At 64.9% G+C, this 20,003-nt stretch carries 16 protein-coding genes and 1 riboswitch; of the genes, 14 read left to right on the forward strand and 2 right to left on the reverse strand.

Features of this window, described 5'->3' with window-relative positions; all coding sequences use genetic code 11:
* Nucleotides 1–187: 187 nt before the first annotated feature.
* The 12 genes from Azoinq_RS11865 to Azoinq_RS11920 all read left to right on the forward strand — a co-directional run bounded on the left by Azoinq_RS11865 (nt 188) and on the right by Azoinq_RS11920 (nt 14,313).
* On the forward strand, nt 188–3,106 hold the full coding sequence (locus Azoinq_RS11865; RefSeq protein WP_216128820.1) for a FimV/HubP family polar landmark protein: 2,919 nt from the start codon (nt 188–190) through the stop codon (nt 3,104–3,106).
* Between the two features lie 146 nt (nt 3,107–3,252).
* Nucleotides 3,253–3,867, forward strand: coding sequence for an energy-coupling factor transporter transmembrane component T (locus Azoinq_RS11870; protein WP_216128818.1), 615 nt, complete (start codon nt 3,253–3,255; stop codon nt 3,865–3,867).
* Nucleotides 3,864–4,691, forward strand: a complete 828-nt coding sequence (truA, locus tag Azoinq_RS11875) for a tRNA pseudouridine(38-40) synthase TruA (RefSeq protein WP_216128815.1) — start codon at nt 3,864–3,866, stop codon at nt 4,689–4,691. The genes Azoinq_RS11870 and truA overlap by 4 nt, the downstream gene beginning before the upstream one ends.
* Complete coding sequence (locus Azoinq_RS11880; protein ID WP_408627068.1) at nt 4,688–5,326, forward strand: phosphoribosylanthranilate isomerase; 639 nt, start codon at nt 4,688–4,690, stop codon at nt 5,324–5,326. Before truA ends, Azoinq_RS11880 begins: the two co-directional genes overlap by 4 nt.
* A 150-nt stretch (nt 5,327–5,476) precedes the next feature.
* Entirely contained in the window at nt 5,477–6,679 is a 1,203-nt protein-coding gene (gene trpB, locus Azoinq_RS11885; RefSeq protein ID WP_216128812.1) for a tryptophan synthase subunit beta, read from the forward strand.
* Nucleotides 6,680–6,681: 2 nt separating this feature from the next.
* Nucleotides 6,682–7,485 (forward strand): tryptophan synthase subunit alpha, encoded by an 804-nt coding sequence (gene trpA / locus Azoinq_RS11890; RefSeq protein WP_216128810.1) that lies wholly within the window; start codon nt 6,682–6,684, stop codon nt 7,483–7,485.
* Nucleotides 7,486–7,635: 150 nt separating this feature from the next.
* Nucleotides 7,636–8,502 (forward strand): acetyl-CoA carboxylase, carboxyltransferase subunit beta, encoded by an 867-nt coding sequence (gene accD, locus Azoinq_RS11895; RefSeq protein ID WP_216128808.1) that lies wholly within the window; start codon nt 7,636–7,638, stop codon nt 8,500–8,502.
* A 59-nt stretch (nt 8,503–8,561) separates the two neighbouring features.
* The gene (folC, locus tag Azoinq_RS11900) at nt 8,562–9,887 is read left to right on the forward strand and encodes a bifunctional tetrahydrofolate synthase/dihydrofolate synthase (RefSeq protein ID WP_216128806.1); all 1,326 of its coding nucleotides are present in this window, start codon (nt 8,562–8,564) and stop codon (nt 9,885–9,887) included.
* Nucleotides 9,888–9,899: 12 nt separating this feature from the next.
* Entirely contained in the window at nt 9,900–10,847 is a 948-nt protein-coding gene (locus Azoinq_RS11905; protein WP_216128804.1) for an SPOR domain-containing protein, read from the forward strand.
* A gap of 12 nt (nt 10,848–10,859) precedes the next feature.
* The gene (locus Azoinq_RS11910; protein WP_216128802.1) at nt 10,860–11,354 is read left to right on the forward strand and encodes a CvpA family protein; all 495 of its coding nucleotides are present in this window, start codon (nt 10,860–10,862) and stop codon (nt 11,352–11,354) included.
* A gap of 47 nt (nt 11,355–11,401) precedes the next feature.
* Nucleotides 11,402–12,949, forward strand: coding sequence for an amidophosphoribosyltransferase (gene purF / locus Azoinq_RS11915; RefSeq protein ID WP_216128800.1), 1,548 nt, complete (start codon nt 11,402–11,404; stop codon nt 12,947–12,949).
* Between the two features lie 25 nt (nt 12,950–12,974).
* Nucleotides 12,975–13,052, forward strand: a riboswitch (SAM riboswitch).
* Between the two features lie 73 nt (nt 13,053–13,125).
* On the forward strand, nt 13,126–14,313 hold the full coding sequence (locus Azoinq_RS11920; RefSeq protein WP_216128798.1) for an O-succinylhomoserine sulfhydrylase: 1,188 nt from the start codon (nt 13,126–13,128) through the stop codon (nt 14,311–14,313).
* A gap of 107 nt (nt 14,314–14,420) precedes the next feature.
* Here Azoinq_RS11920 and Azoinq_RS11925 read toward each other — a convergent pair whose 3' ends face one another.
* Nucleotides 14,421–15,572: an ABC transporter substrate-binding protein gene (locus Azoinq_RS11925; protein ID WP_216128796.1), complete on the reverse strand. Its 1,152-nt coding sequence runs from the start codon at nt 15,570–15,572 to the stop codon at nt 14,421–14,423.
* Nucleotides 15,573–15,963: 391 nt separating this feature from the next.
* Here Azoinq_RS11925 and Azoinq_RS11930 point away from each other — a divergent pair, with 391 nt between their 5' ends.
* A complete protein-coding gene (locus Azoinq_RS11930; protein WP_216128794.1) occupies nt 15,964–17,328 on the forward strand; it encodes a DEAD/DEAH box helicase in 1,365 nt (454 codons plus the stop codon).
* Between the two features lie 379 nt (nt 17,329–17,707).
* Nucleotides 17,708–18,028 carry a hypothetical protein gene (locus Azoinq_RS11935; protein WP_216128792.1) on the forward strand — a complete coding sequence of 107 codons (321 nt, stop codon included), beginning with the start codon at nt 17,708–17,710 and terminating at the stop codon, nt 18,026–18,028.
* 34 nt (nt 18,029–18,062) lie between these two features.
* Here Azoinq_RS11935 and Azoinq_RS11940 read toward each other — a convergent pair whose 3' ends face one another.
* Entirely contained in the window at nt 18,063–19,943 is a 1,881-nt protein-coding gene (locus Azoinq_RS11940; protein ID WP_216128789.1) for a sensor domain-containing diguanylate cyclase, read from the reverse strand.
* Between the last annotated feature and the right edge of the window lie 60 nt (nt 19,944–20,003).

Raw genomic sequence — 20,003 nt, forward strand, 5'->3', positions numbered from 1 at the left:
GGGGAGCGTCCCCGGTTTGTTTTATGAGGGGAGGGGAGTAAGCTGATAATGCAGGTTAGCTTGCACCGCTAACTGCATGATGTTATTTTGCTTATTCCAATTGGACGCTCAGGGTGGCGCCGTGGCAAAAACTAAATATTCGACTATGAAAATACGAGCCTCGCTGCTGGCTACCGCACTTGCGTGTATGCCGTTCGCCGCCAATGCGGCGGGTTTGGGGAAAATCACCGTCTTGTCCGGCCTGGGGCAGCCCTTGCGGGCTGAGGTGGAGGTGTCGGCCACCAAGGCGGAACTGGAAAAAATGACCGCCCGTCTGGCCTCCCGGGAATCCTTCCAGGACGCCGGGTTGGAATACACCACTTCCCTGAGCGGATTGCATTTCGCCCTGGATAAGAAAAATGACGGACGGGCGGTGATCCGCATTACCTCCGATCACACCATCAACGATCCCTTCATGGACATGTTGGTGGAAGTGAATTGGAGCTCCGGCCGTCTCACCCGGGAATACACCTTCCTCCTGGATCCTCCGGAAGTGGGGGCCAAGGCCGCCACCCAGGTGGCTACCGTGGAAGCCCGCAGCCCGGCCCGGGTGACCCGGACCGAGGCTCCCGTGGCCATGACCGCTCCGGCCAAGGTCCAGGTCCATACCCGGAACAAGCCCCGGGTGGCGGAGGAGGGGAGCGCCGCTCCCGCCCCGGCGCCCGCTCCTGCTCCGGAAGCCAGTGCCGCCGCCAGCCACAAGGTAAAGCGGGGCGAAACCCTGCATCAAATCGCCGCCCAAACCCAGCCGGAAGGGGTTTCCCTGGAGCAGATGCTGGTGGGCCTGTACCAGGCCAACAAGGGGGCCTTTGAAGGGGGCAATATGAACCGGCTGAAGGCCGGTCGTATTCTTTCTGTGCCGGAAAAGGGCGCCCTGACCCAGGTTTCCCCTGCCGAAGCGAAAAAGATCGTCCTCGCCCAGTCTTCCAACTGGAACGCCTACCGTCGCAAGCTGGCCGCTGCGGCCACCCAGGCCCCCGCCCGGGATGAAAACACCAGCCAGTCCGCTGGAGGCAAGGTGAGTGCCAAGGTGGATGACAAGGCCGCCCCCGCCAACCAGAACAAGGACCAGGTCCGTCTTTCCAAGACCGACAGCCATGGTGCCGGCGCCGCCGGAGCCAAGCCCGGGGTGGAAGACAAGGTGGCCGCCAACAAGGCCCTGATGGACGCCAATGAGCGCATCGCGGCCCTGGAAAAGAATGTGAGTGAGCTGAAAAAGCTCCTGGAAATGAAGAACCAGAACTTGGCGGACCTGCAAAAGCAGGCCAGCGCCAAGCCCCAGGCGCCGACTCCCGCACCGGCTCCGGCCAAGCCCGCCGAACCCGCCCCGGCGCCCAAGCCCCAGGCGGATGCGGCTGTGAAGCCCAGCACCGCTGTCCCGGAAACTTCCACGGAAGCTGCCAAGCCGGAAGCCAGCGTGCCCCCGGAAGCCGCCAAACCTGCCACGCCGCCCAAGCCGGTGACGCCGCCCAAACCCAAGGCACCGCCTCCTCCGCCTCCGGAAGAACCCAGCCTGGTGGACGACCTGTTGGACAATCCCCTGGTGCTGGGTGGGGCCGGGGCCGTGGTACTGGGTCTGGGAGCTATTGCCGTGCTGCGTCGGCGGCGAGCCAAGAGCGATGGGGAGAGCGTTTCCCTGGCGCCGGACAGCGCCGCCGATTCCTCCCTTTCCCAGCCCAGCCTGGGGGCCAATTCCGTGTTTAAGAGCACGGGGGGCCAGAGCGTGGATACCTCCAACACTCCGGCCACGGATTTCAGTCAAGCCGGGCCCGGCACCATCGACACGGACGAAGTGGATCCGGTGGCGGAAGCCGATGTGTACATGGCCTACGGCCGGGACGCCCAGGCGGAAGAAATCCTCCTGGAAGCCATGCAGAAGGATCCCAAGCGCTTTGCCATCCACCTCAAGCTGCTGGAAATTTACGCCAACCGTAAGGCGGTGAAGCAGTTCGAAACCCTGGCCAGCGAGTTGTATGCCCAGAGCGGCGGCGCCGGGGCGGAATGGGAAAAGGCGGCGGCCATGGGCCTCAAGCTGGATCCCTCCAATCCCCTTTACGGTGGCAAAGCCCCGGAAACCCCGGCCCTGGCCGTGCCTCCCGTGGCGGACGACTTCCAGGCCCTGGCGCCGGAAGTCCCTGCCACCCCCGAGGCCGATCTGGCAGATACGGCCATTCGCCCGGCGGACGCGGGCACCCCTGCCCCCGCAGCGGACGAAGCGCCGGTCAGCCTGGATTTCGACCTGGGTCTGGACAGCCTGAACGAGCCCGCCCCCGCTGAGGCCGAGACCGCCAGCCCTGCTGCCGCCGGGCCGGTGACCCAGGCGCCCGTGGATTTGGACAACGGTCTGGACTTCAATCTGGACCTGGGGGCCCCCGAGGTTCCGACAGACGAAGCTGCGGCCGAACCGGAAGTGGATTTGCCCAACGCCCTGGACTTCCAGCTGCCGCCGCCGGTGGAAGCCGTGCCCGAGGCGCCTGCCGTTCCCGAACTGCCGGTGGAAGCTCCTGCTGGGGTGGAAGAAGCCGCGCCCGCCCCTGCCAGCCCTGTGCTGGACTTTGACCTGGATACCCCCGTGGCCGCGCCGGCGGATGAGGCGCTGCCGCCTCTGGAAGAAAAAATCGACCTCACCCTGCCTGAAGGACCGGAAGGGGAAGAAGAGGTGCCCCTGGGGGATGAAACCCTGGTGGCGGGGACCAATGCCCCGGCTTTCGACCTTTCCGGCATTGACCTGGACTTGGACAAAAACCCGGATGACACCCTGGTGCTGCCCGAACTGGGGGCGGACCTGACCCAAGCGCCGACCCCTGAAGCGGAAGCACCTGCACCTGCTCCTGAAGCTGCCGTACCCGAGGCCCCTGGGCCGGAAACCGGGGCGGAAGAAGAAGGGGAGGCCGAAGGGGAAGACCCCCATTACCAGGAAGTGGCGACCAAGCTGGATCTGGCCAAAGCCTACGAAGAAATGGGGGACAAGGAAGGGGCCCGGGAACTGCTCCAGGAAGTGCTTTCCGAAGGCAACGAAGAACAGCAGCAAAAGGCCCAGGAACTCATGACCCTGGTGAGCGCCTGAGTCTGGCTTTCCCTGGCCCTGCCGGGCCGGGGAAAGATTCGGGACGCCGCGGTCCTTACGGACGGCGGCGTTTTGTTTTACAGTCTGACCTCCTGAAACGGGGCGCCTACCGTCGGTGCCCCTTTCCCCTGTGCTCCGTTTGACCTATGTTGCGTCCCCTTTCTTCTTTCCTGCCCCCCCACCCCCTGGTCCGCCTGGCCGCCTGCGTCTGGGTGGCCCTGGCCGTCCAATGGGCGCCCTGGCCCGGACTGTTGCTCCTGGCCCTGTGGCCCCTGGCCTGGCCCCGGGTGGGGCGTCAATACCTGGTCCTGCTGCGGCGCAGCCGGTTTTTGCTTGCGTCCCTGGTGCTGTTTTTTGTCCTTGGGACGCCGGGGGATTCCTGGTTCGCCGGGCTGCCCTGGGTTAGCCGGGAAGGCCTGATTCTGGGCCTGGAACAGGGGGGGCGGCTGTGCGCCATGCTGGCGGCAGTGGCCGGGCTGCTGGCCACCACCCCGCCGGCGGCTATTGCCACCGGCCTCCTGCCCTTGCTGGCGCCCCGGGGCCAGCTGGGGAGGGGGGCGACCCAGGCCCTGGTCCGTCTGTTGCTGGTTTTGGAAGAGGGGGCTGGACCCCGGCCCCGGGGCCAATGGCGGGAACTGTTGCGGGAGCCGGAGCCTACCGGGCTGACCCGCCTGGAAGTGGCCGCCCATCCCCTGTCCTCTGGGGATATGGCCTGTCTGGGGCTGCTGGGCGCCGGCGCTTTGGGACTGGTGTTGGCATGAGCACGAACGCCCTTGCCCCCACCCGCCGCATTGCCCTGGGTCTGGAATACGACGGGGCCGCGTTTCGCGGCTGGCAATCCCAGCCTGGCGGGGTGGGAGTCCAGGATGCCCTGGAATCCGCCCTATCCACCATCGGGGACGGGAAGATTCAGGTGAGTTGTGCCGGGCGTACGGATGCGGGGGTCCATGCCACGGTCCAGGTCATCCATTTCGATACCGCCGCCAAGCGACCGGACACGGCCTGGGTGCGGGGGGTAAATGCCCTGCTGCCCGACGGGGTGGCGGTGCGCTGGGCCCGGGTGGTGCCGGGGGATTTCCACGCCCGCTTTTCCGCCTGGGGTCGTCATTACCGCTATCTGCTCATTAACCGGCCGGTGCGCCCCGCCCTGGCTCGGGGGCGGGCCGGCTGGTACCACGGTCCCCTGGATGCGGAGGTGATGGATCAGGCCTGTGCCTATCTCCTGGGGAAGCACGATTTCACTGCCTTCCGGGCCTCCGAATGCCAGGCTAAATCCCCCATAAAAATACTGCGCCAGGCCCGGGTTCAGCGTCACGGGGACTGGCTGATTTTCGATTTCTGGGCTTCTGCTTTCCTCCACCATATGGTGCGTAATCTGGTGGGCAGCCTGGTCTATGTGGGCAACGGCAAACATCCCCCGGCCTGGATTGGGGAGGTGCTGGCGGCCCGGGACCGTTCCCTGGCTGCCCCCACCTTTGCCGCCGCTGGCCTGTATCTGGTGGGGGTGGATTACGAAGACCGCTGGGGCCTGCCCCCCACGGTGGCAGGGGAATTACCCGACCTTTTCCCGGGAGTGTGTTTATGACCCGCATTAAGATTTGTGGCCTGACCCGGGGGGAGGACGTGGATGGGGCCGTGGCTGCCGGGGCCGACGCCATCGGCTTCGTCTTCTATCCCCCCAGTCCCCGCTATGTGGCGCCGGAAGCGGCGGCGGCCCTGGTGGCCCGGCTGCCCCCCTTTGTGACGGCCGTGGGCCTGTTCGTGAATCCGGCGCCGGAGGCGGTGGAGGCCGTGCTGGCCCAGGTGCCCTTGGGCCTGCTCCAGTTCCACGGGGACGAGACGGAAGCCCTTTGCCGGAGCTTTCACCGCCCCTATCTCAAGGCCGCCCGGGTGAGGCCGGAACTGGATTTGGTACAATACGCGGCGGCCTATCCTTCCGCCCAGGGCATTTTGCTGGACGCCTTTGTCCAGGGCTACGGGGGAGGCGGCAAGACCTTTGACTGGACCCTGGTGCCCGCCCATCTGGGCAAGCCCCTGGTGCTTTCCGGCGGCCTGGACCCGGACAATGTGGGCCAGGCCCTGGCCCGCTTAAAGCCCCAGGCAGTGGATGTGTCCTCCGGGGTGGAACAGGCCAAAGGGATCAAGGACCGGGCCAAGATCCAAGCCTTTGTGGCGGCGGTCAGGGCGGCTGACCGGGCGGCCGGTCCGGATGGAGATTAAGACGGAAGCTATGCGCAAAACTCCGGGTGGTATCACCCGCAATTTCTGGCGTCGGCATGTGGCCGATCACCCCTGAAAGGGAAACGGGCCGTTCCGGGCAAAGCCCCGGGCGGTAGCCTTTGCTTTTCCCTTTTTTCTCAGGAGTGTGTGATGTCCAGTCCCTACAATTTGCCAGACGCCCAGGGCCATTTCGGCCCCTACGGCGGTAGTTTTGTGTCCGAAACCCTGGTGGCGGCCCTGGCCGAGTTGAACCAGGCCTATGCCGCAGCCCAGCAGGACCCGGCCTTCCAGGCCGAATTCGCCTACGAATTGAAGCACTACGTGGGCCGCCCCAGCCCGGTTTTCCACGCCAAGCGCTGGTCCGAAATCCTCGGTGGCGCCCAGATTTATCTGAAGCGGGAAGACCTGAACCACACCGGTGCCCACAAGGTAAATAACTGCATCGGCCAGGCCCTGCTGGCCCGGCGCATGGGTAAGCCCCGGATCATCGCCGAAACCGGCGCCGGTCAGCACGGGGTGGCCAGCGCCACCGTGGCCGCCCGCTACGGCATGGAATGTGTGGTCTATATGGGCAGCGAGGACGTGAAGCGCCAGGCCCAGAACGTCTATCGCATGAAACTTCTGGGGGCCTCCGTGGTGCCCGTGGAGTCCGGCTCCAAGACCTTGAAGGACGCTCTGAACGAGGCTATGCGGGACTGGGTGACCAATGTGGAAAACACCTTCTACATTATCGGCACCGTGGCCGGTCCCCATCCCTATCCCATGATGGTGCGGGACTTCCAGTCCGTGATCGGCACCGAAGCCCTGGTGCAGATGCCCGAAATGATTGGCCGTCAGCCCGATTACGTGATTGCGGCGGTCGGCGGCGGTTCCAACGCCATGGGTATTTTCTATCCCTACATTCCCCATGAGGACGTCAAGCTGATTGGGGTGGAAGCGGCTGGGGACGGCCTGGAAACGGGGCGTCACGCCGCTTCCCTGTCCGCCGGTAAGCCCGGGGTGCTGCATGGCAACCGGACCTATCTGCTCCAGGACGCCAACGGTCAGATCACGGAAACCCATTCCATTTCCGCCGGTCTGGATTACCCCGGGGTCGGGCCGGAACACGCCTGGCTGAAGGATACGGGCCGGGCCCAGTACGTGGGCATTACGGATGAAGAAGCCCTGGATGCCTTCCACAAGCTGTGCCGCCTGGAAGGCATCATTCCCGCCCTGGAATCGTCCCACGCCTTGGCCTACGCGGCCAAGCTGGCGCCGACCCTGCCCAAGGACAAAGTTCTGCTCGTCAATCTCTCCGGCCGGGGCGACAAGGACATGCATACCGTGGCCGAAAAATCCGGAATCAAGTTCTGATCATGGCCCGCATTCAAGACACTTTTACCCGCCTCAAGGCCCAGGGCCGCAAGGCGCTCATTCCCTTCGTTACCGCCGGGGACCCGGATCCGTCCCTCACCGTGTCCCTGATGCACACCCTGGTGGAAGCCGGGGCGGACATTATCGAGCTGGGGGTGCCCTTTTCCGATCCCATGGCCGACGGTCCCACCATCCAGCGGGCTTCCGAACGGGCTCTGGCCAAAGGCATGAGCCTCACCCAGGTGCTCGCCCTGGTGGCCGAATTTCGCCGTCAGGACAGCCAGACCCCGGTGGTGCTCATGGGATATGCCAACCCCATTGAAGCCATGGGGGCGGAAGCCTTCACCCAAGCCGCCCACGGGGCCGGGGTGGACGGGGTGCTGGTGGTGGATTACACCCCGGAGGAAAGCGGGGAATTCGCCCGGGCCATGGCGGCCCAGGGCATGGACCCCATCTACCTCCTGGCCCCTACCTCCACGGATGCCCGCATTGCCCAGGTGGCGGCCATCGCCCGGGGCTACGTCTATTACGTCTCCCTCAAGGGAGTGACCGGCTCCGCCAAGCTCAATCTGGACGAGGTGGCGGCCCGTATTCCCCACATCCGGGAAAAGACTGGCCTGCCCGTGGGGGTAGGGTTCGGTATCCGGGACGCGGCTACGGCGGGGGCCATTGGGGCCTTTGCCGATGCCGTGGTGGTAGGCAGCCGGATCATTGAGGAAATGGAAAAAAATCCGGAAGACCCCCTGGTCAAGGTCCGGGCCCTGGTGGCGGAATTGCGCCGGGGCGTGGATGGGGTCAAGGCCTAAGACTGGGAAAGGAAGTAAGCGGTTGTAGTACCCGTGTTTCAAGGGGCGGGGCGCCCGCCAGGTGCCCCGCCGAATGCAAGGCCCATCAAGGCAACGGAGCCGACGGATCGCCACAAGCGACGCCCCGTCGGCCTAAACAAGGAGAACGACATGAGCTGGTTGCAGAAACTCCTGCCGCCTAAGATCAAACGGGAGGGTGCCCCCCACCGTTCCAATCTGCCGGAAGGGCTGTGGCGCAAGTGCCCGGCGTGCGAGGCCGTCCTTTATGCCTCGGACCTGGAAAACAATCTCAACGTCTGTCCCAAGTGCGGACACCACCACCGGCTCTCTTCCCGGGCCCGGCTGGACCTGCTGCTGGACCCGGAAGGCCGGTTCGAGATCGGTGCCGAGGTGCTGCCCATGGACAGCCTGAAGTTCAAGGACAGCCGCCGTTATCCGGAACGCCTCCATGCCGCCACGGAAGACACGGGGGAAACGGATTCCCTGGTGGTCATGCAGGGAGCCATCAAGACCCTGCCCGTGGTGGTGGCCTGTTTTGAATTCGATTTCATGGGCGGTTCCATGGGCTCGGTGCTGGGGGAACGGTTTGTCCGGGGCGTGCGTACGGCCCTGGAGCAGAAGACGCCTTTCATCTGCGTCACCGCTTCCGGCGGGGCCCGGATGCAGGAAGGCCTGTTTTCCCTGATGCAGATGGCCAAAACCACCGCTGCCCTGACCAAGCTGTCGGAAGCCGGGCTGCCCTTCATTTCCGTGCTTACCGATCCCACCATGGGGGGGGTGTCCGCCTCCTTTGCCTTCCTGGGGGATGTGGTCATGGCCGAACCCAAGGCTCTGATTGGCTTTGCCGGTCCCCGGGTGATTGAGCAGACGGTGCGGGAAACCCTGCCGGAAGGCTTCCAGCGCTCCGAATTCCTGGTGGAAAAGGGCGCTATCGACATGATCGTGGATCGTCGGGAAATGCGGGATAGAATCGCCGCCCTCCTGACCTTGCTGCAAAAGCTGCCTGCGGCCGCCTGATCCTGTTTTCCGTATTGCCGGGGAGGGATTTTCCCTCCCTTCTTTTTTGCGAGTCTCCCGTGTCCCTTACCGCCTCCTCCGACCTTTCTGCTTGGCTGCAACATCTGGAATCCCTCCATCCCAAGGGTCAGGCCGGGATCGAGCTGGGCCTGGAGCGCATCCGTCGGGTCAAGGAGCGCCTGGGCCAGACGCCCTTCTGCCCCCTCATCCTGGTGGGGGGGACCAACGGCAAGGGCTCGGTGTGCGCCTACCTGGAGGCCATGCTGGACCGGGCCGGTTACAAGGTGGGCTGTTATACCTCCCCCCATTTGTTGCGCTACACCGAGCGGGTGCGGGTGGGCGGCCAGGAAGTGGCCGAAGACGCCCTCTGCGCCGCCTTCGCCCGGGTGGAGGCGGCCCGGGGTGAGGAACACCTGACCTATTTTGAATTCGGCACCCTGGCGGCCTGGGAAGTATTCGCCGCCGCCGGGGTGGAAGCCCTGATCCTGGAAGTGGGCCTGGGAGGCCGCCTGGATGCGGTAAATGTGTATGAGCCGGATGTCTCCGTGGTGACCGGCATCGCCCTGGATCACACGGACTGGTTGGGCCCCACCCGGGAACATATCGGTCGGGAAAAGGCGGGGATTTTCCGCCCCGGCAAGCCCGCCGTCTGCGGCGACCCCAAGCCCCCCCAAAGCCTGCTGGACCAGGCCGCCGCCCTGGGCACCGATCTGCGCCTCCTGGGGCGGGACTACGGCTATGAAAAGACCCAGGAAGAACGGCTGCAATGGCGCTACTGGTGCCGCTTTCCGGCCCGGGAAGGGGCCCAGGCCGAGCTGTTGCGCCGCACCCTGGCCTATCCGGGCTTACGGGGCAGCGCCCAGTTGGCCAACGCCAGTACCGCCCTGACGGCCCTGGAATGCCTGCGGGAGCGTCTGCCCGTGACCATGGGGGCGATTCGCCAGGGCCTGATCGAAACCGAGCTTACCGGGCGCTTCCAGGTGCTGCCGGGGAAACCGGCCCTGGTCCTGGATGTGGCCCACAATCCCCAGGCCGCCGCCGTGCTGGCGGACAATCTGGGCTCCATGGGATTTTTCGACCACACCTGGGGCGTGGTGGGCATGTTGGCGGATAAGGACATTCCTACCACCCTGGCCTGCCTCAAGGGCAAGGTGGATCGCTGGCTCCTGGCGGACCTGGCGGTCCCCCGGGGAGCCAAGGCGGAGGTGCTGGCGGAGGCGGTGGCCGGACTGGGGGGCGAGGTGGAAAAATTCCCCGATCCGGCGGCGGCCTATCAGGAGGCTCTGAAGCGGGCGGGAGAGAATGATAGAATCCTGGTTTTCGGATCGTTCCACACCGTGGCCGGGGTACTGCCCCGGCTGGCCGATCGCCACGCCAGGAGCTAAGGGAAAGCGGGCATGCAAGTCACCGAAAGCGACGCCCAGTTGCAACTGAAGAAACGCGCCAGGCGCCGCCTGGTGGGGGCAGTGGCCTTTGTGGCCTTTGCCGCCATTGTGCTGCCCCTGGTGATGGATCAGGCGCCGCCGCCCCCCAACCCGGATGTGCAGATCCGCATCCCCGGTCAGGATCAGCCCGCCCTGAAGGCCCCGGTGGCCCCCGCCGCCGTGCCCCTGGTGGCCCCTGCCGAGCCCACCCCCGCGCCAGCGGCCGAACCCGCTCCGGCTCCCGCCACCACCCCAACTCCGCCCCCAGAACCGGCCCCGGCGCCTGCCCCGGTCGCCAAGGTGGCGCCGGAAGCCAAGGTGGATAAGCCCGTTGATAAGGATGCCAAGGCCAAGGCGATGGATAAAGCTGCGGCGGACAAGGCAGCCGCCGACAAAAAAGCGGCGGACAAAAAGGCCGCCGATAAAAAAGCCCAGGCGGAAAAGGACAAGGCCCAGAAGGATAAGGCTGACAAGGCGGAGAAGGACAAAGCCGAAAAAGCCGACAAGGCAGCCAAAGATAAGGCGGATAAGGCAGACAAAGCCAAGGCCGATAAACCCGACAAGGACAAAGCTTCGGATAAGGGCGCCGACAAATCCAAGACCAAGGCCGATGCGGACGCCAAGCGGGCCGCCGCCATCCTGGGGGGCAAGGAAGAGAGCGCCTCGGCGGCTTCCTCCAGCGCCTCCGGTAGCGGTTCCCAAGTAATTCTCATCGGTTCCTTCGCCAATGCGGCCAATGTGAAAAATCTCCAGAGCAAGCTGGCCGAAGTGGGGGTGAAAACCTACACGGAAACCATGAACTCCGCCCAGGGCACCAAGACCCGGGTGCGGGCCGGTCCCTTCCCGAGCAGGGAAGCGGCGGAAAAGGCCCTGGAAAAGATGAAGAAAATCGGTGTGGGCGGCGTCATTGCCGGGAAGTAAGACGCGCTTTTCATGACTTTTTTTGATTACGCCACCCTGGCTATTCTGGCGGCGTCCCTGTTGTTGGGCCTCTGGCGCGGTGTCATCGGCGAACTGGTGGCCCTCCTGGCCTGGGTCATCGCCTTTCTGGCGGCCAAAGGCTTCGGCCCGGAAATGGGGGAGACCTTTTTCAGCCACGCGGTCAAAGACCCGGTGTGGCGGCTGGTGGCCGGTTATGTGGCGGTTTTTGTCGGCGTCCTGATTTTGCTGGCCCTCCTGCGCCTGGCCGTTCAAGGTCTGGTCAAAGCCCTGGGCTTAAGCGTGGCGGACCGTTTCCTGGGGGTGCTGTTCGGCCTGGGACGGGGCGCCCTGATCGTTTTTCTGCTGGTGGCCGTGGGGGGCATGACCTCCCTGCCCAAGCAGCACTGGTGGGTGGAGGCCAAGCTGGCGCCCCCCTTTGAAACGGCGGTCCTGATGAGCAAACCCTGGCTGCCGGAAACCATGGCCAAGCGGATTAAGTACCGGTAGCCTGGGCTGCCGGCGAAATAGTTTTGTAACTGACAGGTGGTGTCTCTATGTGCGGTATTCTCGGGGTTGTCGCAACCACGCCGGTTAACCAGTTGCTTTACGATGGTCTCATGGTGCTCCAGCACCGGGGCCAGGACGCGGCGGGCATCGCCACGGCCGAAGGCAACACTTTTCACATGCACAAAGGACCGGGGCTGGTGCGGGACGTATTCCGCACCCGCAATATGCGGGCCTTGCCGGGCAATGCGGGGATCGCCCATTGCCGTTATCCCACGGCCGGTTCCGCTTTCAATTTCGCGGAAGCCCAGCCTTTCTACGTCAATTCCCCCTTCGGCATTGTGCTGGGCCACAACGGCAACCTGACCAATTCCGCCGAACTGCGCCAGGAAATGTTTGAGCAGGACCTGCGCCATGTGAATACCAATTCCGACTCGGAAGTGCTGCTCAACGTGCTGGCCCACGAGCTGCAAGCGGCGGCCAAGGGTGTGCGTCTGGATACGGACACCATTTTCCGGGCCGTGGCCGGGGTCCATCGCCGGGTGCGAGGCGCCTACGCCGTGGTGGCCCTGATTGCCGGTTATGGCCTGCTGGCCTTCCGGGACCCTTACGGCATCCGTCCCCTGGTCATTGGCCGCAATGTGACCCCTGCCGGCACCGAATACCTGATCGCCTCCGAATCCGTGGCCCTGGACACCCTGGGCTTTGAAGTGATGCGGGACGTGGCCCCCGGGGAAGCGGTGTTCATCGACCAGGAACGCAACCTGTCCAGCCACCAGTGCGCTGACAAGCCCGCCTACGCTCCCTGTATTTTCGAATACGTCTATCTGGCCCGGCCCGATTCCGTCATTGACGGGGTCTCCGTCTATGAGACCCGGCTACGCATGGGGGAATTCCTGGCGGACAAAATCCGCCAGTGCATGGACCCGGCGGACATCGACGTGGTCATTCCCATCCCCGATTCCTCCCGGCCCTCCGCCATGCAGCTGGCCAAGGCCCTGAAGCGGCCCTACCGGGAAGGTTTTGTGAAAAACCGCTATATCGGCCGCACCTTCATCATGCCGGGCCAATCCACCCGGAAAAAGAGCGTGCGCCAGAAGCTCAATTCCATTTCCCAGGAATTCAAGGGCAAGCGGGTCCTGCTGGTGGATGATTCCATCGTGCGGGGCACTACCAGCCGGGAAATCGTGGAAATGGCCCGGGCTGCCGGGGCCCTCAAAGTTTATTTCGCCTCCGCTGCGCCCCCCGTGCGTTACCCCAACGTGTACGGCATCGATATGCCGACCCGGGCCGAGCTGATCGCCACCGGTCGCAACGACGAGGAAATCGCCAAGGAAATCGGGGCGGACGCCCTGGTGTATCAGGATCTGGACGCCCTGAAGGATTCGGTTCGGGCCCTCAATCCGGCTTTGACCTGCTTCGATACTTCCTGTTTCGACGGCAAGTACATTACCGGGGACGTGACCGCCGAATATTTGGATCAGGTGGAAAACGGCCGGGGCACTAAGGCCAAGGCTGGCAGCGGGGAAGAAGACAGCAGCGCTTCCCAGCAGATGGACCTGAATCTGGTGGATAACGAAGCCGGGGCGGAGCGTTGACCTGAAGCCCGTCCGGTTCTAGCATTCAATCCACGGCGCCGATTTGACCGACAGCTTGCGGGCGCCTCACAAATACCGCTAAAGCGCGCCGGAAACAGCCCACCGTTTCAAGCCCGCTTTGGCTTTTGGCCCTGGCGGGCTTTTCGTTTTATGTGACCTCAGCGACAGAGAAAACGATGGACAACCAAGAACAGAATTCCTGGCAACAGGACACCCTGGCCATCCGGGCCGGAACCCAGCGCAGCCAGTTCAACGAACACAGCGAAGCCCTCTATCTCACCTCCAGCTTTGTCTTCGAAAGCGCCGCCCAGGCGGCGGCCCGCTTTGCCGGGGAAGACGAAGGCTGCGTTTATTCCCGCTTCTCCAATCCCACGGTGAGCCTGTTCCAGGAACGGCTGGCGGCCCTGGAAGGGGGCGAAGCCGCGGTGGCCACGGCCAGCGGCATGTCCGCCATCCTCTCCCTGGTCATGGCGCACCTCAAGGCCGGGGACCACATCGTGGCCTCCGCTAGCCTGTTCGGCTCCACCATCCAGCTCTTCGGCAATATCATGAGCCGGTTCGGCGTCACCACCACCTTTGTGCCGGCCACGGACCCGGGGGCCTGGGAAGCTGCCATTCGTCCAGAAACACGGCTCTTTTTCCTGGAAACCCCTTCCAATCCCCTGACCGAAGTGGGGGACATCGCCGGCCTGGCCGAACTGGCCCACGCCCACGGCATTCTTCTGGCGGTGGATAACTGCTTCTGTAGCCCGGTGTTGCAACAGCCCCTGGCCCTGGGGGCGGACCTGGTGGTCCATTCCGCCACCAAATATTTGGATGGCCAGGGCCGGGTGCTGGGGGGCGCGGTAGTAGGCCCCAAAGCCCTCACCGACGAGGTGTATAAATTTTTGCGTACCGCCGGTCCCACCCTCTCCGCCTTCAATGCCTGGGTGCTGGCCAAGGGCCTGGAAACCCTGAAAATCCGCCTCTTCAGCCAGTCCGCCAACGCCCTGGCCCTGGCCCGGTGGCTGGAAGCCCATCCCCAGGTGGCCCGGGTCTATTACCCGGGGCTGGAGTCCCATCCCCAGCACGCCCTGGCCCAGCGCCAGCAAAAGACCGGGGGCGCCATTCTTTCCTTTGAGGTCAAAGGGGGGCGGGAAGGGGCCTGGAAGGTGGTGGATTCCTGCCGCCTGCTGTCCATTACGGGCAATCTGGGGGATGTGAAGACCACCATCACCCACCCCGCTACCACCACCCATGGCCGTATCAGTCCGGAAGCCCGGGCGGCGGCAGGCATTTCCGATGGCCTGCTGCGGGTCGCCGTGGGCCTGGAAGCCCTGGAAGACCTCCAGGCCGACCTGTCCCGGGGGCTGGATGCCGCCTGAAGACGGTTCCGGGAATACCCAATAAAAAACCGCCCTAGAGGCGGTTTTTTATTGGGCGACAGGGCGACAGGGCGACAGGGCGGGCCGTTCCGATGCCGCCTTGCCGATCAACGCAGCAGCTGGCCATTGCGGCTCACCACGGTCACTTCTACGAAGTTGGAGGGGCGAGGGCTTTTGCCGAAGTTCAGGTTAAAGCCTCCCAGGTCCAGGCGGCCTGATTCCCGCAGGGCCTGCTGGATGCCGCTATGGGACAGGTCCCGGGTGCGGCGCAGGCTCTGCACCAGGGCCTTGGCGGCGAGAAATCCTTCCAGAGTGGCCTGGGACACGGGCTCGTCCGTGTAGATGCCCATCAGCTTCACATGTTCCCGGGTCACCGGGAGAATGGCGTGGGGGTCGGGCACCACCTGGGTGACGATCAGGCCCCGGGCCGTCTGGGGGCCCACAATGCTGATCAGGGTGCGCACATTGACCTGGGAGGGGGCGCAGAGAAAGGCCCCCGGGTCTGCCGCCCGGTAGCGTTTGACGAACTGGGCCACGGCCAGGGTATCCGCCAGGACCAGCACGGCCTGGGGCCGGGAGCGGAGCAGCTCCTGGGCGGCCCGGTCCGGCCCGTCCCCCTGGAGGCTCATGTGGGCCCGGCCCAGGAGCCGGGCTTGGTGGGCCTTGAGTTCCCCTTCCAGGAGGCGCACCGCATTGCGGCCGTAATCATCGTCCGTGGCCGCCACGCCGAAGCTTTTCACCCCCACGGTGGTGAGATGGGAGACCAGGGCGCGGATTTCCTGGCCCAGGTCGCTACGCAGAAAATACACCCCCTCCTTGGGCCCCACGGGGGAGGCCCCGGCCACCGGGGCAAAGAGGGGGACTCCGGCGGCCCGGATACCGCTGTCCCGGGCCAAAGCCGCCACCGTGTCGTCCCCGGTGAAGCCGAACAGCACATCCGCCCCGTCCCGGAGGAAATCCCGGGCCTCCGCCACGCTGCGCTGGGGCGAGCCCCCCGAATCCTTGTAGCGATAGACGATGCGGCGGCCGTTGATGCCTCCGTTGCCGTTCACATAGTCAAAATAAACCTTGGCCCCGGTGGTGTAGTCCCGGCCAAAATCCGCCCCCAGACCGGTCAGGTCCGCTGCCTGCATGACCCGAAGGGTCTGGGATTCGGCGGTGTGGGCAGGTACGGGCAGGCTGGCCGCCCCCAGGGTGAGGAGGAGGGCCCGGGGCAGCCAGTGACGCCAGCGCCGGGCCAGAGTAGCAAGGGAGGACATGGAGACTCCAGGTCGCAGGGATAAGGGGCGCTACCCTAACAGGGGCAGATTGCAGGGGTATTGCGATGCACAATGAGGGGGCGGGCAGAAAGCCAGGAAGGCGGGGTAAGGGCCTAGGCGAGGGCGAGGCGCCGCCCGCTCCGAGCCCCCCTTCCCCCTGGCCCATTTACCCGGGTCTTGCCGCTTCATTCCGGGCAGCAAAGGTGGGGACGGCGGGGCGGGGAAAGGTTATACTTCGCCCCCCTACAGTGCCGCCCGTCAGTCACGGCACTTTCGGTTCCCCCCGGGGAACCTGTCAGACCCGGAAGGGTCCATCGGTGGTCCCTTTGCTTGCCCGGACTGGTTCATGTTGCGGCATGAGGCATCAGCGGGCCATGTTCCAGGAGTTTCCATGAATTTTTCCGATCTCGGCTTGCGGGCCGAAATCCTGCGTGCTGTGGACGCCCAAGGCTACGACACGCCCACCCCCATTCAACGGGATGCCATTCCCGTGGTACTGCAAGGCCGAGATTTGATGGCCTGTGCCCAAACCGGCACGGGCAAGACCGCCGGTTTTACCCTGCCCATTCTGCAAAAACTGGCAGGGGAAAGCGTTAGCCCCCTGACCAAGCCGGGACGTAAGCCCCGGGCTCTGATCTTAGCGCCCACCCGGGAACTGGCCTTGCAGGTGGAAGAAAACGTCCGCTCCTACAGCCAGTTCCTGCCCTTCAAGTCCCTGGCCATGTTCGGCGGCGTGGGCATGAATCCCCAGATTGCCGCCCTGCGTCGCGGGGTGGATATCCTGGTGGCCTGCCCTGGGCGGCTCCTGGACCACCTCAATCAGCGCACCCTGGACCTTTCCGCGGTGGAAGTGCTGGTGCTGGATGAGGCGGATCGGATGCTGGACATGGGCTTTATCCGGGATATCCGGAAAATCCTTCTCTCCCTGCCGAAAAAACGCCAGAACCTGCTCTTTTCCGCCACCTTTTCCGAAGACATTCGGGAACTGGCTGGGACCTTCCTCCATGAGCCCGTGTCCGTGGAAGTGGCCCGGCGCAATGCGCCGGCGGAAAGCGTCACCCAGAAGGTGATCCGGGTGGATCGGGACAAGAAAAAAGAACTGCTGCTGCACCTGTTCGAAACCCGGGGCTGGCATCAGGTGCTGGTCTTCACCCGCACCAAATACGGGGCCGACGCCCTGGCCCGCAAGCTGGATAAGGCCGGAGTACGGGCTGCCGCCCTGCACGGGGACAAGACCCAGGGCGCCCGGGTGCGGGCCCTCAATGATTTCAAGGACGGCAAACTGGCGGCCCTGGTGGCCACGGACATCGCTGCCCGGGGCATCGACATCGACCAGCTGCCCTACGTGGTCAATTTTGAGCTGCCCAATGTGGCGGAAGATTACGTGCACCGTATCGGCCGTACCGGCCGGGCCGGGGCGGAAGGGGAAGCCATTTCCCTGGTCTGCGCCGACGAGGCGGACAACCTGCGGGGCATCGAACGGCTGATTAAGCGGGATCTGGAAAAGCTGGTGCTGGAAGGCTATGAGCCCACCGCCACGGCCAGCGCTCCGGCGCCCAAGCCCGCTGGTCGGCGGGGCGGCAGCGGCCGGGGGAGCAATCCCCAGGGCCGCAGCGGCCAGGGTGGTGAGCGGAACCGGACGGGGCGTCCCGGCGGTCAAGGCGCCCCCCGGGGCGAAGGCGCTGGGCCTGCCCGTAGCGGCCAAAACCGTCCTCAGGGGAGTGGCGGACGGCGTAGCGGCAGTCGCAGCCACTAAGCGTCGCGTTCCTTTGAATAAGAAAAAAGCCGGGTTTTCCCGGCTTTTTTCTTTGGGGCGCCCAGTTAGGGGCAAAAAAAACGCCCCAGAGGGGCGTGGAACCTAGTCGTTGATCCCGGCAGGAGTACCGGATTGGTGGCCATCTTAGCCGCCCCCTTCCCGGGGCGATAGTGACCGAATGTCGCAGGCCCTGGAAATGCAATGGGCATCAGTTGGATAGACGGGAGAGGTGATGGGGCCGGTGTCGGGCTGGGTCTGGAGCTTAGGTGTTGTTATGTTTAAAATGGAATAAAGAAAAAATAAAACGATATTTTTGATTATTAATCTCGGGGCGCAAGCTTCTTCCCAGGAACAATTCTCCTGTTTTAAGGAGCTTGGGATGACGCAAGAAACGACAGGCAATACCCTGCTGGTGGTGGGGGCGGATAAGGTGGATGGGGTGCGGGAGGAACTGGCCCGGGCGCCCCATCTGGCGGGCCTGACCCGAATCGAGCATTGGTCCGGGCGGAGACCCGGGGATTCCCGCCGGGTGATGCCGGCGGTCACCGGGCTGGTGCTGGTGATCTGTACCCAGGTCAGCCATGAGCTGCTCCACCACGTGAATCGGGAAGTACAGAAGCGGCGGGTGCCCGTGCTCTATTGCCGCCACTCACTTGGGGATATCCGGCGCAAGTTTGCCGCCCTGGCGGCTCAGGCCTAGATCGCCAGCAGACGGGCTTTCCAGCCCGGAAGGCTCAGCTGGCCGTTGCTCCCGGGAGGGACGGGGTCAGCTCACTGCCCGCCTCCGGCCCCGGGCAGACCCGGTTGCGTCCGGCGGCCTTGGCGGCATAGAGCCGCTCGTCCGCGTGGCGCAGCAAATCCCCCAGGGTAGTGCCATCCGGCCCCAGGAGGGCGATGCCGAAGGAGGCGGTAATGGGCACCCGATTTTGCTGGTGGTGCAGCTCCAGGGCGGCAATCTGCTCCCGCATGCGCTCCGCCACGGCCCGGGCTTCCTCCATGCCCGTATTGACCGCCAGCAGCACAAATTCCTCCCCACCGATGCGGGCCAGCAGGTCATTTTGCCTAGCGCTTTGCTGGCAGCAGGTGGCGGTGGCGGCCAGCACCCGGTCCCCAGTTTCATGGCCGTAGCAGTCGTTTACCACCTTGAAATGGTCCAGGTCGTACATGATCAGGGCTAAAGGCTGGGGATAGCGGAGGGCCCGGGCGATTTCCTGCTCCGCCGCCAGGACAAAGGCGCGCCGGTTTAGGAGCCCGGTGAGGGGGTCGGTGGCCGCCAACCGTTCCAATTCCCGTTGCAGGCGCTTGGTTTCCGTAATGTCCTGGAGAATGCCGAAGTAGCAGTCCGGCCCGTGGCGGCGGCAGAGCAGGTGAAACCACCGTTCTCCCTCCGGCGTGGTCATGGGGAAATCCCCCGCCACCTCTTGGCTGCCCCGGTGCAGCTGGTGGAGCATTTTAAAAAAGCGGTGGCGGGCCTCCCGCTTCAGGCGCCGGGCAAACCAGCGCCAGGCCTGGTGACAGGGCAGGCTGTCCCCGAGAATCTGGCGGCAGACCTGGGAGCCGGTGCATTGGCCCCTGGCCCCGTCGTAGGACCAGTGGCCCATGCGGCCAATGTACTGGGCCTCCAGCAGCAGTTGTTCCGAGGCCTGGAGTTCATCCGCCAGGCGCAGATTGTGGGTGATGGAGCGCAGGTGGTGCCAGGCGGCGATGATCATGGCGAAGCTGACCACCACCAGGGAGGCCAGCAGGGCGGCAATTTCCTGGTGCCAGGAGGCCAGGGCGGTGTGGGCCGGCTGGCTGTAGGTAACCCACAGGGGAAAGCCGGGCACCTGGCGTCGCACCTGGAGTAAACCGTCTTCCAGGGCTGCCGTCCCCCGGATTTCCATGGGCCGGAAGGTGGGATCGGGCTGGGCCCGGGCTAGGCCGGGGACGGTGGAAAGGAGCACCAAGCCATCCGCCCGATGCAGGGTCAATTGGCCCCCCAGGCCGGTGCCGTTTTGTCCCAGCTTGCTTTGGAGGGGCCCCAGGGGCAGGGCCACGGTGGCGGTGGTGAAATCGGAGGAGTTTTCCCGAACCGGCAGGGAAATGGGCAGCACCCACTGGTGGGTCACCCGGGAGAGGATGGGGCTGCCTACGAAAAAGCCCCGGGTAACGGGCTCCAGCTGGGCCCGGAAATAGTCCCGGTCCCGCACCCAGATCGGAGCTTGGTTAGGCTGGCCCGGAATGACCCAGAGGTAGCCCCAACGGTCGATGAGGCGGAGGAGGATGAGATTGTCCGAAAGGGCAGAGAAATTGCTCACCAGCTGGGCGAATTCCCGGTCCTGGCGCGGGTCCCGGTGATCCTCGTCCGCCAGCCAGCCCTCCGCGGTCATGACATAGCTCTGGCTTAGCACCATTAGCCGGCGCAGGTCGGCGGTGGCGTGGAAAGCCTGCATCTCCAGGCGCCGCTCGGCGCTGGCCAGACCGTCCTGCTCCAGCTTCCAGATCCAATAGGCTCCCAGGGTCCACAGCATGAGAAAGGACAGGGCGGCCATGGCAATGAACATGCGCATGGTTCGGAGATGGGGACCGTGAATCCAGAAGACGATGCTTTTCTGGCGCTGGGGGGCCGGGGGCATGGCCGTATCCTCCTGGGCGGGGCACAGGGGCGGGGCGCGGGGCGCCCCAAAGCTCTGCGA

It is taken from the genome of Azospira inquinata (genome assembly GCF_018905915.1).
GTDB classification, from domain to species: Bacteria; Pseudomonadota; Gammaproteobacteria; order Burkholderiales; family Rhodocyclaceae; genus Azospira; species Azospira inquinata.

Coding starts and splice junctions, on each gene's coding strand:
- Azoinq_RS11865 (WP_216128820.1), top strand. CDS start 188: ATGCCGTTCGCCGCCAATGCGGCGGGTTTGGGGAAAATCACCGTCTTG.
- Azoinq_RS11870 (WP_216128818.1), top strand. CDS start 3,253: ATGTTGCGTCCCCTTTCTTCTTTCCTGCCCCCCCACCCCCTGGTCCGC.
- truA (WP_216128815.1), top strand. CDS start 3,864: ATGAGCACGAACGCCCTTGCCCCCACCCGCCGCATTGCCCTGGGTCTG.
- Azoinq_RS11880 (WP_408627068.1), top strand. CDS start 4,688: ATGACCCGCATTAAGATTTGTGGCCTGACCCGGGGGGAGGACGTGGAT.
- trpB (WP_216128812.1), top strand. CDS start 5,477: ATGTCCAGTCCCTACAATTTGCCAGACGCCCAGGGCCATTTCGGCCCC.
- trpA (WP_216128810.1), top strand. CDS start 6,682: ATGGCCCGCATTCAAGACACTTTTACCCGCCTCAAGGCCCAGGGCCGC.
- accD (WP_216128808.1), top strand. CDS start 7,636: ATGAGCTGGTTGCAGAAACTCCTGCCGCCTAAGATCAAACGGGAGGGT.
- Azoinq_RS11905 (WP_216128804.1), top strand. CDS start 9,900: ATGCAAGTCACCGAAAGCGACGCCCAGTTGCAACTGAAGAAACGCGCC.
- Azoinq_RS11910 (WP_216128802.1), top strand. CDS start 10,860: ATGACTTTTTTTGATTACGCCACCCTGGCTATTCTGGCGGCGTCCCTG.
- purF (WP_216128800.1), top strand. CDS start 11,402: ATGTGCGGTATTCTCGGGGTTGTCGCAACCACGCCGGTTAACCAGTTG.
- Azoinq_RS11920 (WP_216128798.1), top strand. CDS start 13,126: ATGGACAACCAAGAACAGAATTCCTGGCAACAGGACACCCTGGCCATC.
- Azoinq_RS11925 (WP_216128796.1), bottom strand. CDS start 15,572: ATGTCCTCCCTTGCTACTCTGGCCCGGCGCTGGCGTCACTGGCTGCCC.
- Azoinq_RS11930 (WP_216128794.1), top strand. CDS start 15,964: ATGAATTTTTCCGATCTCGGCTTGCGGGCCGAAATCCTGCGTGCTGTG.
- Azoinq_RS11935 (WP_216128792.1), top strand. CDS start 17,708: ATGACGCAAGAAACGACAGGCAATACCCTGCTGGTGGTGGGGGCGGAT.
- Azoinq_RS11940 (WP_216128789.1), bottom strand. CDS start 19,943: ATGCCCCCGGCCCCCCAGCGCCAGAAAAGCATCGTCTTCTGGATTCAC.